Annotated in this window: 17 protein-coding genes; 6 read left to right on the top strand and 11 right to left on the bottom strand. The window is 61.7% G+C overall.

The features are described from left to right. Nucleotides 1–5 precede the first annotated feature (5 nt). Nucleotides 6–1,022: a hypothetical protein gene (locus tag V7660_RS03540; protein ID WP_335601743.1), complete on the top strand. Its 1,017-nt coding sequence runs from the start codon at nucleotides 6–8 to the stop codon at nucleotides 1,020–1,022. A gap of 7 nt (nucleotides 1,023–1,029) precedes the next feature. On the opposite strand, the gene V7660_RS03535 is transcribed toward V7660_RS03540, so the two are convergent. From V7660_RS03535 to V7660_RS03495, 9 genes are all read right to left on the bottom strand, one after another. Then, nucleotides 1,030–1,152 (bottom strand): hypothetical protein, encoded by a 123-nt coding sequence (locus V7660_RS03535; RefSeq protein WP_335601742.1) that lies wholly within the window; start codon nucleotides 1,150–1,152, stop codon nucleotides 1,030–1,032. A gap of 72 nt (nucleotides 1,153–1,224) precedes the next feature. Then, nucleotides 1,225–1,419 carry a DUF4169 family protein gene (locus V7660_RS03530; protein ID WP_335601741.1) on the bottom strand — a complete coding sequence of 65 codons (195 nt, stop codon included), beginning with the start codon at nucleotides 1,417–1,419 and terminating at the stop codon, nucleotides 1,225–1,227. Continuing rightward, nucleotides 1,419–2,018: a GNAT family N-acetyltransferase gene (locus V7660_RS03525; protein ID WP_335601740.1), complete on the bottom strand. Its 600-nt coding sequence runs from the start codon at nucleotides 2,016–2,018 to the stop codon at nucleotides 1,419–1,421. Before V7660_RS03525 ends, V7660_RS03530 begins: the two co-directional genes overlap by 1 nt. 12 nt (nucleotides 2,019–2,030) lie before the next feature. After that, entirely contained in the window at nucleotides 2,031–2,330 is a 300-nt protein-coding gene (locus V7660_RS03520; protein ID WP_034810816.1) for a hypothetical protein, read from the bottom strand. Nucleotides 2,331–2,448: 118 nt separating this feature from the next. After that, nucleotides 2,449–3,252 carry an SDR family oxidoreductase gene (locus V7660_RS03515; RefSeq protein WP_335601739.1) on the bottom strand — a complete coding sequence of 268 codons (804 nt, stop codon included), beginning with the start codon at nucleotides 3,250–3,252 and terminating at the stop codon, nucleotides 2,449–2,451. Between the two features lie 103 nt (nucleotides 3,253–3,355). Next, a complete protein-coding gene (locus V7660_RS03510; RefSeq protein WP_442910021.1) occupies nucleotides 3,356–4,942 on the bottom strand; it encodes a SulP family inorganic anion transporter in 1,587 nt (528 codons plus the stop codon). A 154-nt stretch (nucleotides 4,943–5,096) separates the two neighbouring features. Further along, nucleotides 5,097–5,834: a class I SAM-dependent methyltransferase gene (locus V7660_RS03505; protein ID WP_335601737.1), complete on the bottom strand. Its 738-nt coding sequence runs from the start codon at nucleotides 5,832–5,834 to the stop codon at nucleotides 5,097–5,099. Between the two features lie 16 nt (nucleotides 5,835–5,850). Continuing rightward, nucleotides 5,851–7,236, bottom strand: coding sequence for a class II fumarate hydratase (gene fumC, locus V7660_RS03500; RefSeq protein ID WP_335601736.1), 1,386 nt, complete (start codon nucleotides 7,234–7,236; stop codon nucleotides 5,851–5,853). Between the two features lie 86 nt (nucleotides 7,237–7,322). Next, nucleotides 7,323–8,297: a tetratricopeptide repeat protein gene (locus V7660_RS03495; protein WP_335601735.1), complete on the bottom strand. Its 975-nt coding sequence runs from the start codon at nucleotides 8,295–8,297 to the stop codon at nucleotides 7,323–7,325. Nucleotides 8,298–8,406: 109 nt separating this feature from the next. Here V7660_RS03495 and V7660_RS03490 point away from each other — a divergent pair, with 109 nt between their 5' ends. Further along, nucleotides 8,407–8,718 (top strand): hypothetical protein, encoded by a 312-nt coding sequence (locus V7660_RS03490; protein WP_335601734.1) that lies wholly within the window; start codon nucleotides 8,407–8,409, stop codon nucleotides 8,716–8,718. Continuing rightward, nucleotides 8,715–9,077: a RusA family crossover junction endodeoxyribonuclease gene (locus V7660_RS03485; protein WP_335601733.1), complete on the top strand. Its 363-nt coding sequence runs from the start codon at nucleotides 8,715–8,717 to the stop codon at nucleotides 9,075–9,077. The genes V7660_RS03490 and V7660_RS03485 overlap by 4 nt, the downstream gene beginning before the upstream one ends. A 3-nt stretch (nucleotides 9,078–9,080) precedes the next feature. On the opposite strand, the gene V7660_RS03480 is transcribed toward V7660_RS03485, so the two are convergent. Beyond that, nucleotides 9,081–9,596 (bottom strand): DsrE family protein, encoded by a 516-nt coding sequence (locus V7660_RS03480; protein WP_335601732.1) that lies wholly within the window; start codon nucleotides 9,594–9,596, stop codon nucleotides 9,081–9,083. 119 nt (nucleotides 9,597–9,715) lie between these two features. Here V7660_RS03480 and hemN point away from each other — a divergent pair, with 119 nt between their 5' ends. Next, nucleotides 9,716–11,065, top strand: a complete 1,350-nt coding sequence (hemN, locus tag V7660_RS03475; protein WP_335601731.1) for an oxygen-independent coproporphyrinogen III oxidase — start codon at nucleotides 9,716–9,718, stop codon at nucleotides 11,063–11,065. Between the two features lie 84 nt (nucleotides 11,066–11,149). After that, nucleotides 11,150–11,347, top strand: a complete 198-nt coding sequence (locus V7660_RS03470) for a hypothetical protein (protein ID WP_335601730.1) — start codon at nucleotides 11,150–11,152, stop codon at nucleotides 11,345–11,347. Nucleotides 11,348–11,367: 20 nt separating this feature from the next. Here the strand turns inward: V7660_RS03470 and fghA are convergent, their stop codons facing one another. Beyond that, a complete protein-coding gene (fghA, locus tag V7660_RS03465) occupies nucleotides 11,368–12,210 on the bottom strand; it encodes an S-formylglutathione hydrolase (RefSeq protein WP_335601729.1) in 843 nt (280 codons plus the stop codon). Between the two features lie 295 nt (nucleotides 12,211–12,505). Here fghA and V7660_RS03460 point away from each other — a divergent pair, with 295 nt between their 5' ends. Beyond that, nucleotides 12,506–14,122: a hypothetical protein gene (locus tag V7660_RS03460; RefSeq protein WP_290495853.1), complete on the top strand. Its 1,617-nt coding sequence runs from the start codon at nucleotides 12,506–12,508 to the stop codon at nucleotides 14,120–14,122. Nucleotides 14,123–14,126 lie beyond the last annotated feature (4 nt).

Raw genomic sequence — 14,126 nt, 5'->3', positions numbered from 1 at the left:
GCCACATGAGACACGCCCTGTTGTTCCTCCTGCCTGTATTGGCTGCAGCCTGCGCCACGCCCGGATATGATTATGAAGCGCGCATGGCGCCCACCTTCCCGCAAGCCGCCGAATACCGGGACATTGCAGTCGGCCAGTTTCGCGGCCCGGCCGGGAACGTCGCCGAGGCCGAGTTCGCGGACATGGTCGAGCAGGTCACCCTGGATGGCGCGTATTGGTTCACCCTGCCCTCCGGCGAGCCGATAGGCCTCTATCAGGGCCGGGTCGATATCGAATCCTGGGAAGCCGAGACCCGGTTCGAGCGCGAGAAGCGCTGCGTGGAATATGACGGCCTGTTTGATTGCGAGCACCGCGCCATCGTCGAAACCGAATGCCGGGAACAGACCGTGGAAGTCGTCGTCACGGCAGACCTCATCGACTACCGCACCAACCGGCTCGTCTTCAGCCAGCAACAGCTGGGCGGCGCCAGCCGGGAGACCTGCGTCGATGTAGCTGAATACGAATATCATGGCGAGGAGCTCGGCATCTGGGGCGAGCCGCATTACACAACCTACGATCCCTACAACGCGCCAATCGGCATGGTGGAGGACGCGACGGTGGAAGCCGTTCGCCGGTTCCGCAATGACATCGCCCCCTATTACCAGACCATGCGCGCCGAAATCATGACCGACGGCCTGACCCCCGAAGCCCGGAACGACCCGCGCTTTGCTGCCGCCGTGAAGGCCACCAAGGACGGGAATTTCATGGGCGCCTGCGCGCAATGGGACGAATTGGGGCGGGAATGGACTCATGCGCCGGCCGTACTCCACAATCTGGGCGCCTGCGCCGAGGCACGGGGCGACATGGCGACGGCCCAGCTACGTTATGCCCGCGCGGCCGAGCTGGCTCAGGCAATTCCCCTGCTTGAAGACAAAAAGGCGAGACCGATCTTCAGCGCGCTGGAACGCGTCTCCGGCCGCCGCATGGACGACGCCCTGATCAATTCCATCCTCTATCCGGAAGACCCCGCGCCCGGCAGCTAGGCGTGGGCTAGAAGCCCAACAAGCTGCTGAACGGAACGCCGGCCTCTGCGGCATCAGCCACGATCCCCCATGTGATGCCGGCGGCGAATGCCACGCTGGCCACCACGAATTTTCCCAGAATACGACCCATCTTGGCTTCCTCCCGCTTTGAAACAAAGTCAGGAGGGGCATTGCAAATCAGGGGCCGATTGGTAACGCCTCGTTAACCACGATCCTCGGGATCGTCTTCGCGGCGATGCGCCTCGGCCTCGCGGCTGGCCTTGTCCGCGCGGGCCTGTTCGAGCGACTTCTCGGTCTTGGTGCGTCCGAACCTCGCGCGGTTTTCCTGCGCCTGCTGGGTCTTGTCGGCCTTGGCTTTCGCCTTGCGAAACTTGTTCAGATTGATCGGGTCTGCCATCAGCCCCTCGCCTCGAAACGTGCCAGCCGCGCCTCCAGCCCGGATTTCACCTCGGGCCATTCACGCGCCAGGATGGAGAACACCACAGTGGTCCGGACAAAGCCATCCGGCAGGATGCGATTGTCGCGCAGCAGGCCTTCCTGCACCGCGCCGAGCTTCGTCACGGCCGCGCGAGACCTGGCATTGCGCTCATCAATATGGAAATAGGCCCGGATGGCCCCCTGCCCGAACGCATGCTCCAGCAGGAGATGCTTGCAGGCCGGATTAACCGCACTGCCCTGCAGGTCCGGCGCGTAAAACGTCATGCCGATCTCGACATTCCGGTGCGCAGAATCCGGGTTGAGAAAGGCGGTCATCCCCGCAAACCGGCCATCGGCAAGGTAAACGGCGAACGGCACCAATGTGCCCGCCCCCGTCCGGCTCTCCACCATCTTCAGCCAGGGTGACAACCAGTCCGTGCCCGGCACGTAAACGGGCCACGTGCCAAGCCGGGCCGCTGTGCGCTCGGACAGCTCGGCCAGCATCGGCCCATGGCGCAGGGCCTCAAACGGCACGAGCCGGACGAAACGGTTCTCGAGCGTGAGCGGCCTGATCTGCAAGTCTCCGAACCCCTAATCGTCGGAATGCGTCTCGCGCCACTGTTCCATGGCCAGCGAGATGGCGAAGGTTTCGCGGTATTTCGGACTGGAGGCCGGGCGCGGGGCCTTGGCCGCCGTCATCGCCATGATCTCGGCCAGCTTGTTGTGGGCCGCGCCGGACTGGCCTGCGCCGATATAGGCGTGCAGCTCGACCAGTGCCGAGGACAGCGGGTCATGCGCGCGGATCACGAAATACGGCTCGTCTTCGGCCAGCTTGTCCAGGATGTCGAACTGGGACGGGTTGGATTTAGATCCGACGGGAGCATTTGCCATGAGGACGGCCTTTCTTGGCGGGAAGTGATTCTGTGCGGTGCAGTCTAGTCTCCGCTGCGCCAATCGCCAGCCCCCACCGCACACCTGTGCGGGCGGTGGGAACCGGAAGAATCGCGCTCTAGCTGGACGAGACGATGCCGCCATCACACGGCACCGTGTGGCCGATGATATAGTTCGAGGCCTTGGACGACAGGAAGATCGACAGGCCGGCAATGTCGCTCGGCATGCCGACGCGGCCGGACGGGTTCTGGTCGCCGATCTTCTGCCAGTCGACGCCTTCGGTTTCGCCTTTGAAGCCGACGCCGGTGGACAGCATATAGGTCGGGAAAGGGCCCGGCGCGATGCCGTTGCAGAGAATGTGCTCTCCGGCGAGGTGTGCGCCCATGAAGCGTGTCAGATGGATCACGGCGGCCTTGGACGTGCCATAGGCAAACCCGCTCATTGGCGAGGTGTGCATCCCGTCAATCGAGGCGATGTTGATGACACGGGCCGGGTTGTCGGCGCTGGCGGATTTGCGCAACAGCGGCATCAGCTTCTGGGTCAGGAAGAAGACGCCCTTCACATTGACGTCCATTACCTTGTCCCAGCCATGCTCCGGGAAGTCTTCCAGCTTGGCGCCCCATGCCACGCCGGCATTGTTGACCAGCACGTCGATCTTCTCTTCGCGCTCGGCGAGCGTGTTGGCGAGATGTTCGATGCCGACCATCTGGCCGACATCGGACGGGATGGCATAGATCTCGCCGCCATATTTCGCTTTCAGGCGCTCAACCGTTTCCTCGCAGGCATCCGCCTTGCGCGAGGAGATGATTACCTTCGCGCCATTGGCCAGAAAGCCTGCCGAGATCATTTCGCCAATGCCGCGCGAGCCGCCGGTCACGACGACCGTCTTGCCGGCCACCGAGAACAAATTACTGAAATCCATGTCCATTTCCGGGTTCCTCCTTGTTGTCTGATCGGCGTCCCTAGTGCGGGAACAGCCGGTCAGGGGCAAGGAATTATTCCGGAAGGGGCGTCAGGCCACAGGCCTAATGAGCACCGCCGAATGCGCCGGTCTTCACCGAGTAATCCACGGCCAGCGTGTATTCCGGATCATCATCGGAATCGACCATCAGCTGACCGGCCTTGGTCAGCAGCTTGTGGCAATCGCGCGAGAGATGGCGCAACTGCAGCGTCTTGCCCTGGGCTTCATAGCGGCGGGCGAGATCTTCAATTGCCTGCAGCGCGGACTGGTCCACGACGCGCGAGCGCATGAAGTCCACGATCACGACATCGGGGTCGGTTTCCGGATGGAACAGTTCGGCAAAACCATCGGTCGAGCCGAAGAAAAGCGGGCCTTCGATCTCGTAGACATGGGCGCCGGGCGTGCGCACGCTGTCGCGCTCGATGACGTGGATGCGGCGGGCATTGTTCCACGCATAGGCCAGCGCCGAGACGATCACGCCAACGACCACGGCCGTGGCAAGATCGTAGAAGACGGTAACGATGGTCACCAGCACGATCACGGCGGCGTCCAGCAGCGGGATGCGCGTCATGATGCGGAGGCTGTTCCATGCGAACGTGCCGATCACGACCATGAACATGACGCCGACCAGCGCCGCCAGCGGGATCTGCTCGATCAGGCCGGAGCCGACAAGGATAAAGGCCAGCAGGAACAGCGCGGCGGCGATACCGGCCAAGCGGGTCCGGCCACCGGATTTCACATTGATCATCGACTGGCCGATCATGGCGCAGCCGCCCATGCCGCCGAAGAAGCCCGTGATCAGGTTTGCGGTGCCCTGCGCCACGCATTCCTGGCTCGCTCCACCCCTTTTGCCGGTCATTTCGCCGACAAGGTTCAGGGTCAACAGGCTCTCGATCAGGCCGATCGCCGACAGGATGACAGCATATGGGAGGATGATCTTGAACGTCTCCATGGTCAGCGGCACGCTCGGCACATGGAAACTCGGCAGGCCGCCCTGGATGGAGGCGAGGTCGCCCACGCGCGGCACGTCCAGGCCGAAGCCGATGACGACGGCGGCGACAATGCCGATCCCGGCCAACGGCGCCGGAATGATCTTGGTGACACGTGGCAACAACCAGATGATCGCCATGGTCAGGCCGACAAGCGCCAGCATGACGGCCAAGGGCATGCCGCTCATCCATTCGCCGCCGCCCATGCCATGGCCAGAGGCTTCCGCCGTGCCGGGCACCTTGAACTGGCCGAGTTGCGCCATGAAGATCACGATGGCGAGGCCGTTGACGAAGCCCAGCATCACCGGATGCGGCACGAGACGGATGAATTTCCCGAACCGGAAAATGCCCGCTGCCAGCTGGAGAATGCCCATCAGCACAACCGTGGCGAACAGGTATTCAACGCCATGCTGCGCCACCAGCGACACCATCACCACGGCCAGCGCGCCGGTGGCGCCGGAAATCATGCCCGGACGGCCGCCGATCAGCGCCGTCACGAGCCCCACGATGAAGGCGGCATAGAGCCCGACCAGCGGATGCACCCCGGCCACGAAGGCAAACGCCACGGCCTCTGGCACGAGCGCCAGCGCGACCGTCAGGCCGGACAATAATTCGATCTTGATCCGGTTCGGCGTGAACTGGGTGAAACTGGCCTGTGACAGGCCCTGCGCGCCAAGGCGATCTGCGAAGGCAGCAAAAGTCGATTTTACCACGGGATGACACTCTTCGATCTGAGGGCAGGAAGATGTTTGCCGCCGTATGGCGATCTTCCCCCCAAGGTGCAACCACAGGCATGAAGAAACTGGTGGCGGGATTTCAGTTTGCCGGTTTCCTGTACAGGGAAACATGCATCGTGCTCTCTGCCGTGAAAAGCTCTCGCTTCCACCCGCCCCAGCGATGCTCCAGCGCCAGACCGGCGAGCTCTGCCATCAGGTCTATTTCTTGCGGCCAGGCATAGCGCATGACGAGCGGCACGAGTTTCGTGCCTTTTTCCGTAATCCGCACACGCTGATACTCGATCACCTGCCGTGTCGGATCATGCGCCTTCGCTTCGAACCAAAGAGACTTGAACCCGATCTTCGTGGCGCGAAGACTTTGATTGTCATGATAGGCTGAGAAATCCGGCACGAAGGTTTCGACCAGAAACGCCCCGCCCGGTGCCAGCCTGTCCGCAACATTCCGGAAACACCGCACCTGTTCAGCCTGAGTGGTCAGGTTGAACAGCGTGTTGAAAACCAGGAAAGCAAACTCGAATTCGCCGTCTATGTAACAGTCGGCCATATCGCCGATAATCACCGGAATGTCGGCCCCGCCCGGCTTCTCCCGCAGCTTCTCCACCATGGCGGCAGAACCTTCGATGCCAGACATGGCAAAGCCGCGCTCCGCCAGTGGCAGGGCCATCCGGCCTGTGCCGATAGCCAGCTCAAGAATACGGCCCTTGCCGGCAAGCTCCGCGATCAGGGCGACAGACTCTTCGGTCGTCCCCGGATCGTGGAGGGCGTCATAGTCATCCGCATTGAGCGCGCCAAATGTCTCAGGATCAAAGTCCAGCATGCGCGCTCATAGCATATCAGCCCGGCGAGATCATCTTCGACGGATCGACGATATTGTCGAAATCCTCGCCCGGGATGCCATCCTTGATCGCTTCCTCGCGAAGCGTCGTCCCGTTTTTATGGGCCGTCTTGGCGATCTTGGCCGCGCGGTCGTAGCCATATTTCTCTTTCAGCGGCGTCACCAGCATGAGGGAATTCTCGAGGCCGCGCTGGATATTCTCGAGCCGCGGCTCGATTCCGACAACGCAATTCTCCGTGAAGCTCACCGCCGCATCGGCCAGCAGGCGTACCGACTGGAGGAAATTGTAGGCCATCATCGGGTTGAACACGTTCAGCTCGAAATGGCCCTGACTGTCTGCGAAGCCGATGGCGGCATTGTTGCCGTGAATGTGCGCGCAGACCTGGGTCAGCGCCTCGCACTGGGTCGGGTTCACCTTGCCCGGCATGATCGAGCTGCCCGGCTCGTTTTCCGGCAGGGCCAGTTCGCCGAGGCCGGAGCGTGGGCCGGAGCCGAGGAACCGGATGTCATTGGCGATCTTGAAGCACGACATGGCGACGGTCGTGATCGCGCCATGCGTGAACACCATCGCGTCATGCGCGGCCAGCGCCTCGAACTTGTTCGGCGCGGTCGTGAATTTCAGGCCGGTGATGTCGGCAATCTTCTCGGCCACTTTCTCCGCAAACCCGACCGGCGAGGCGAGGCCCGTGCCGACGGCCGTGCCGCCTTGCGCCAGTTCCATCAGTTTCGGCAGGGTCAACTCGATGCGTTCGATGCCGTTCTTCAGCTGTTGCGCATAGCCGGAGAATTCCTGGCCGAGCGTGACCGGCGTTGCATCCTGCGTATGCGTGCGGCCGATCTTGATGATGTCGGCCCACGCCTTGGCTTTTGAATCGAGGGCGTTGTGAAGCACTTCCAGCGACGGGATCAGACGGTGAACGACTTCCTCGGCGCAGGCAATGTGCATCGCCGTCGGGAACGTGTCATTCGAGGATTGGGACATGTTCACATGGTCGTTCGGATGGACCGGCTTCTTCGAGCCCTTTTCCCCGCCCAGGATTTCGATGGAGCGGTTCGAGATGACCTCATTCGAGTTCATGTTGGACTGCGTGCCCGAGCCCGTCTGCCAGACGACCAGCGGGAAATGATCGTTGAGCTTGCCTTCGATCACTTCCTCGGCGGCCTGCACGATCACCTTGCCGAGGTCCGGGTCCATCTTGCCGAGATCCATGTTCGCTTCGGCGGCGGCCTTCTTGACGATGCCGAGCGCGCGAATGATCGGCTCGGGCTGTTTTTCCCAGCCGATCTTGAAGTTTCCGAGGCTGCGCTGGGCCTGCGCGCCCCAATAAGCGTCATCAGAGACCTCGATTGGGCCCATCGTGTCGGTTTCGGTCCGCGTCGTCATCGTCTGGTATCCTCATGCATGGAGAGCGTTCGCGCCGGGTTTAGCCCAGTGTGCGCGCATGACAAGGTGCCGGGGCGAGGATGATCCTATCCGCCGCAGCGTTCGCCCGTGTGACCATACGCGCACGCCATCGCATAGAAGTCGACGGCCAGCGCCGGGTCGGCGTCGCTGAATTCATTCTCGAACATTGCGCCCAGCGTGTAGCAGGCATTTGCCTTGAAGGTCCGGTGGCCCGGTTGCTGCGAGGTGCATACCTTTTCGAGGGCGTCTGCGCCCTTGAAGAGCTCACGCGGGCCGCCTTCCTGCGTCAGCAGGATCGCGCCCAGCCGGTAGCATGACGACAGATTGGTGATGATGCGCCCACACCCCATACGATAGACTTCGCGCGCTCGGACGGCATCCTTCGGCCCGCCAGTCCCGTTCTGGAGATATTTTCCGAAATTGGCGCAACCATTGTAATAGGCGCCCTGACAAGCCTGTTCGAAATAGCCTCGCGCTGCCGCCATATCCGCCCCGCCTGCGTCGCTTTCCAGTAGAACGCCGACAAGGTTGCACCCGCGCGGATCGCCGCTCTCACAGCCCTTGCGATAGGCATTCAGGGCGTCGGGAACGCTTTTCGGTCCACCCTTGCCGAACTCGATCAATTCGCCGCCTTCGACACAGGAGGCCGCATGGCCCAGAGAACAGCCGCGCGCATACAGGGCGCGTGCGCCTGCCTCATCGACCGCGCCGCCTTCTCCGGCCAGCAACATGTCGCCCAGCCAGTTGCAGGCAACCTTGTGCTGGCCATTGCAGGCGGTCTGGAAATACTGGCGCGCCCGCGTCTGATCCTTCGCGATCCCGTCCCCATCGGCCAGCATGCCCGCCGCGCCCATGCAGCCTGCGAGGTAGCCGCCTGAACAGGCCCGGTCATACAGGCCAAACGCATCCTGGCTCCGCCCCTCACTTTTGGCGCCCAGCGCCCCATAATAGTCTGACTGGCCGTCCCGCGCCGAGGCGGGGCCGGTCATTCCAAGGAAAACCAGGCCAGTGATGACCGCGTAAAGGAAAGACCCGCGCATTCCCCGTCTCCTTCTGTTTGCACACTGGAAATGATTTGTGCCACACAGGACCTTCGAGGCAAGCAAAATGCCGGTCGCACCGCGCAGAAAACAGGAACGGAAAAATCCCTTGGACGCCCTGCTTCATGCCCTCATGCAACCACCCACGCTGTTTCTGGTCGCGATTGCCTTTTTCCTCGGCTTCCTTGTGCGCGGCATCGGGATCAATTCCCTGTCGCCGCCGATCCTGACCGAGGCGCAGATCGACGAGGCGCTTTCAAAGGTCAGCAAGTCCCGCTGGGCCGAGATCGACGGCGCCATTGACGACCGCAAGAAGCTGCTCGCCATCAAGCTGCTCCGCGAACAGACCGGTCTCGGCCTGAAAGCCTCCAAGGAAGCCATCGAAGCCCGCATGCAATCCCGTCATCGGATGCGGGGATGAGTCCGGCCGACTGGATCACCGCTGGAAAAGTGCGCGCGCGCATCACGGATGAGGGCGCGCTGGAAGTGCGCTGCCACGGCCTGACGACGCAGGCGAAATACTACAAGACGCTTCTCAAGGAATTCTTCCGCAAGGAGTTCCCGCCCCTGCGGCCGGGCTATGGCGATTATTCCGTTCACATCATGATGGAATATACCGGCGATGCGCCCTGGATGGATCTCGACAATCTGGCCAAGGCTCTGCTCGACAGCCTGACCGGGAACGTCTTCGAGGACGACCACCAGGTTGCCCGCCTGCTGGTCGAGCGCCGCGTCGGCGAACGCGAAGGCATCTGGCTCAAGGCCGAGGCGATGGACTGACCCCTAAAACGGGTTCAGCGTGTATCCCGTCTGTTGCAGCTGTGCATGTGCCGTCATAGCCGACAGCGCCATTTCCACGCCCGGCACCAGATCCGCCTTCTTGATGTCGCGATAGGCCGCCGTCTGGCCACACAGGATGATCCGGACACGATGCTTGAGCAGCGCAGCGATCAGCGGCGCATTCGCATTGCCCTCTCCGGCCACGAGGTCTGCCGAGGCCCCGCCATGCACGACCACCGCCAGCTTGATATTGCTCGCCGGGATGCCGACCGCCTCATGCATGTTCAGGAAACGCGCCGCGCTCTCCAGCGTCCGGTTCACCTTGCCGGGTTCGGCCGGCACCGAAGTGTCGAACGCAATCTTGAACACGGCGTCCTTGGACAGGCGCTCGGCGTCCGGTACATTGGCCACATTCCCGAAAGCCGGGATCGCCGGACCGGATTTGAAATCGTCGGGCCCCGCCAGGGCAGGTCCGGCCAGCAACAGGGCCGCAGCAGCGAAAACACTCGATCGGATCATGGACACCTCCTCTGAATGAGGCCGACACTAGGCGGTGCCGCCAGCGACGTCGAGCCGCATGTGGGTTACGGGAATCTCCGTAGTCCGCTACGCCCCCGGAATTGGTAGGGATTCGCGCCATGAAACAGGCATGGATTCCTTTCGCGTCGCGTCCCGTCCCGCGCTATACCAGCTATCCCACAGCGACCGACTTCGCGCCGCAGGTCGCCGAGCGCGAGGCGCGCCTCTGGGCCAGCCAGACCGCGCCGGACAAGCCGATCTCGGTCTATATCCATGTGCCCTTCTGCGAGAAGCTCTGCTTCTATTGCGGCTGCGCGACCAGCGTGCCGAACGGCTACACGCGCATTGCCGCCTATCTTGAGACCCTCCACCGCGAGATTGACCTCTGGGCCGCCTCGCTTGGCCCGCACACCGGCATGGCACACCTCCATTTCGGCGGCGGCTCTCCCAATGCCCTGTCAGCGGACGATTTCAAGGATCTTGTCGCGCATGCCTGCCGGGCTTTTGGTCTTCGCTCCGGCGCGGAGATCGCCGTCGAGATCGACCCGCGCGGCCTGACCCCTGATTTCATCCATGCGATGGCGGCCTCGGGCGTCACCCGTGTCAGCTTCGGCGTACAGACCCTGTCGCCAAAAGTGCAGGAAGCCGTGGGCCGCATTCAGCCCAAGATCCTGCTCAGCGAAGGCATCGAGCGGCTTCAGACGGCAGGCATCCGCGCCATCAATATGGACCTCATGTACGGACTGCCCGACCAGGCCGTGAGCGATGTCGAGGAGGCAGCCCATTTTGCCGCCGAGATGGGCGCCGCCCGCATCTCCCTCTTCGGCTATGCGCATGTGCCGTGGTTCGCCAAGCACCAGGCCGCGATCAACGAGGACGCTCTGCCCGGCCTTGAAGCCCGCTTTGACCAGGCCTTGGCTGGCGCCCGCACATTGGAGCTTGCCGGCTACCATGCCATCGGGCTCGACCATTTCGCCCGCGCGGATGACAGCCTCACCCTCGCCGCCCGCACCAGGACACTGCATCGGAATTTCCAGGGCTATACGGACGATCCATGCGAGACCCTTATCGGCATCGGCAGCACATCCATCTCCCAGTTTTCAGACGGTTACGTCCAGAACTTCAAGGAGCGCACCGCTTGGCGCGCCACCATCGAAGACGGGCGTCTGCCGGTCGAGCGCGGCGTTGTGCTGACCGAGGATGATCGCCTGCGCGCCCGCGCCATCGAGACGCTGATGTGCCAGATGGAAGTGGATGTGGATGCGATCTGCGACGAGATGAACGCCGCACGGGGCAGCCTCGCCGACGCGCTGGAAACAGCGCGCTTCCTCCAGTCCGCCGGACTCTGCCAGATCGACGGCAGCCTCATCCGTGTGCCGCCAGAGGCGCGCCTCTTCCTGCGCACCGTCGCGCAATGCCTCGACGGTCGCTACAAGCCCACGCCCCGGCGCCACGCCAGGGCGGTCTAGTCCAGCGCGTGGGCAAGCGGTGTCACTTGCAGATACTTGATCTGGTGTTACACGCAGGCTGAATAAATCGGAGCGTGAAATCCCATGGCTGAATTCTTAGTCCTGCACCAGAAAAACAATGACAAAGTGCGCGTGGTGAACATTGAGCATGTGCGCATGCTTCGTCCCCACGACGAAGCCGGCACGTGGCTGGAATTTGGTGGCGACAGCGAAATATCCAGCCTTTTGGTTCGCGAGGATCTGGACGGCCTGATTTCCTTCCTGGAAGCTGAACACGTTTAACCAGAGATGCTGTACGGCACCTAGGCCCCCAGCGCGCGCGCATGGTGGGCGATATGCTCGTCCATATAGGTCGCGATGAAGTAATAGTCGTGGCCATACCCATCGCGTAGATTGTAATCCAGCCGCTGGCCATGCTTTGCGCAGGCTTCGGTAAAGATCTCGGGCTTTAGTTCCCGCTCAAGGAAAGTATCTGCCGTACCCGTATCAACCAGGATTGTCGCCTTTGTCTGACGTTCCTTGACAAGCTCAGTCGCGTCATACTGCTCCCATGCAACCGAAGGCGCGCCGAGATAGGCGCCGAATGCCTTCTGGCCCCATGGCACCTGCGCCGGGCTGGTGATCGGACTGAACGCTGAGCAGGATTTGTAAACATCCGGATGTTTCAGGTGCAGCGTGATCGCGCCATGACCGCCCATAGAGTGGCCGAAGATCCCCTGCCGGCTCATATCCGCATAAGGGAAATTCTCCGCGATCACCTTCGGCAGTTCCTCGGTGATGTACTCGTCCATCTTGTAGTGCTTCGCCCACGGCTCCTGCGTCGCCGTCAGGTAAAATCCTGCGCCCTGCCCCAGATCATAGGCCTCATCATCCGGCACATGCTCGCCGCGCGGGCTGGTGTCCGGCGCGATGATCATGATGCCATGCTTGGAGGCCGCACGCTGCAACCCGGACTTCTCCATCACATTGGCCCAGGTACAGGTCAGGCCCGACAAATACCACAGCACGGGCACCTTCTCGGGGTTCGCCTGCGAGGGGGTGTAGACCGCAAACCGCATCGTGCAGTTCTGCAAGGCGCTTTCATGATCATGGACAGACAGCGTGCCGCCAAAGGATTGCCACGAAGAAACTTCAATTGGTTGCACGCCATGATCCTTTTCGGTTTTGCTTTGGTGGCCGCCGCCCCTCGAGGTTCAGCACCCTTTTGGGCCTCGAATACGCCACTCCACGCATGTTGGCGATAGTGGCGCAAAGACCCCGCCAAGTAAAACGAAGACAATCGGAAAAAAACAGGCTCAACTCGCTGAAACCGCGAAACTTGGGATTCCCTTCGACTTCGCCTCTGGTACAAGGAAACCATCATCACAGGTCGCACCGGTCTTGATTCCGAAAACACCGGGGATACGGCCGCACAAGACATGCACGCTTAAGGGGACAAGTATGATCCGGATTTTGCTGACTCTTTTGGGGGTTGTGACGGCGTTTGCCGCGAGTGCACAGGCACAGACCGTTCAGCGGGACTGGACGCCCTATGAGCAGAACAAGCAATGCATGATTTCCGAGAATTTTTACAATACAACTTATCGAAGTGATGGGACGAAATACTGGTTCATCCCGGATAATTCGATGGCGACGATAATCCTGAAGTGGCATGTCACCGGCGACCAGTTCCTTAACGAAATGGAATACGTGTCCCGCAAGAGTTTTGCGGCGTGCTTCAATGGTGAGCGCGAATGTGGACTGCCGCTGAATTATAATATCGCGAATGAGCTCAGCCAGTTCGACGTGCCGGAAAATGGCGTCTCCACGGCCTATTTCAAGAACCCGCCGCCGGCGAGCGCCGTGCGCAACGCGATGGCGGTCGTCGGCGATTGTTTCGGTTCCGCCGGCGAGGGCATCTATCTCGATGAGGTCGAGCTGACCGAAACGGACCTGCCGATCGATATCTGTTTTCGCGCCGGACAGACGATGTTTTACCGCGGAGAAAATTACCGCAGCGAGGCGCCGCCGATGACCGACGCCCAGATCGCCAGATACAGGGAATGGGGCATGCTCGCCTACTACCTGATCAATCAGGTGCGCAACAAGCCTGATGAAGGGGCGACGCGATGCGGCGTTGCACCCATCGAGCTGATACCCACCTTCATGCAGTATTATGACGACAACAATTATGCCGCCCTTGAAGATCCCGTGCAGATCGCGGCACGGGAAGCAGAGGCTGCTGCAGCGGCGCAGGCTGCCGCCGAGAAGCAGGCCCGCGAGGACGAATATCTGCGAAAGTCCAAGCGCAAGCGCCTTCTGGCCCGCAACGATTATCAGCGTTTCGGCACGCTCGATGGTTGCCAGATCGCCTATTCCTACGTCTTTGGCGGTATCAATCGGGACAAGATGAGTTTCATCGTCGATCCGGTGCCGGACAGCGGCATCAGCTGGGCCCTGCAATTCGAGAAGACACAAGCCGCCGGACAGGCATGCCCGGCCATGCCGCAGGAGCTGGGCGACTGGGTCGCGAAGCAGGACCCGAAACTGTTCGAGGCCTATGGGGCCGAGGAGGAATTCCGGAACAACAAGCCGAACATCTGGAACGAGACTGACTGGAAGGCCTTTGTTGAACGCTGGATGTGGCGCGACCAGACCTTCGCCGAAACCTATGTTCAGGGCGGCAATTGCCAGGCGGCGATCTGGTATTCGCGCAACATTGCCCATGACTGGAGCAAGTTCAGTCAGGCTGAAGAGGATTTCGTCGGTCTCGCCAGAGTCTTCGACCGTTGGGGCGCCCCTGACAAAGCCTTGTGCGCGGCGATCCCGCCGGATGTGCTGCCACTGGCCCGCAAGACCTGGGAACGTCACTACAATCAGGTGATGCGTGAGAAAGCCCGGCAACAGGCCGAGTGGGACGCCGCCAATCGCCGGGAAGCCGCGCGCCGTGCCGAAATCGACGCCGCCTATGACGAGCTGCTGAACTGGAAGCCGCCCTATCAGAAGCAGTCCGAATTGCGCTGCTACAATGTTGAAGAGACGAAATATGGCACGCGTCAAAGGTGCTTCAGCGACTAGGCGT

The sequence above is a fragment of the Hyphomonas sp. genome, from assembly GCF_036964145.1.
Classification (GTDB): Bacteria; Pseudomonadota; Alphaproteobacteria; order Caulobacterales; family Hyphomonadaceae; genus Hyphomonas.
Note: the sequence above shows the minus strand (reverse complement) of the source record. Positions and strands in the feature narration are given on the sequence as shown.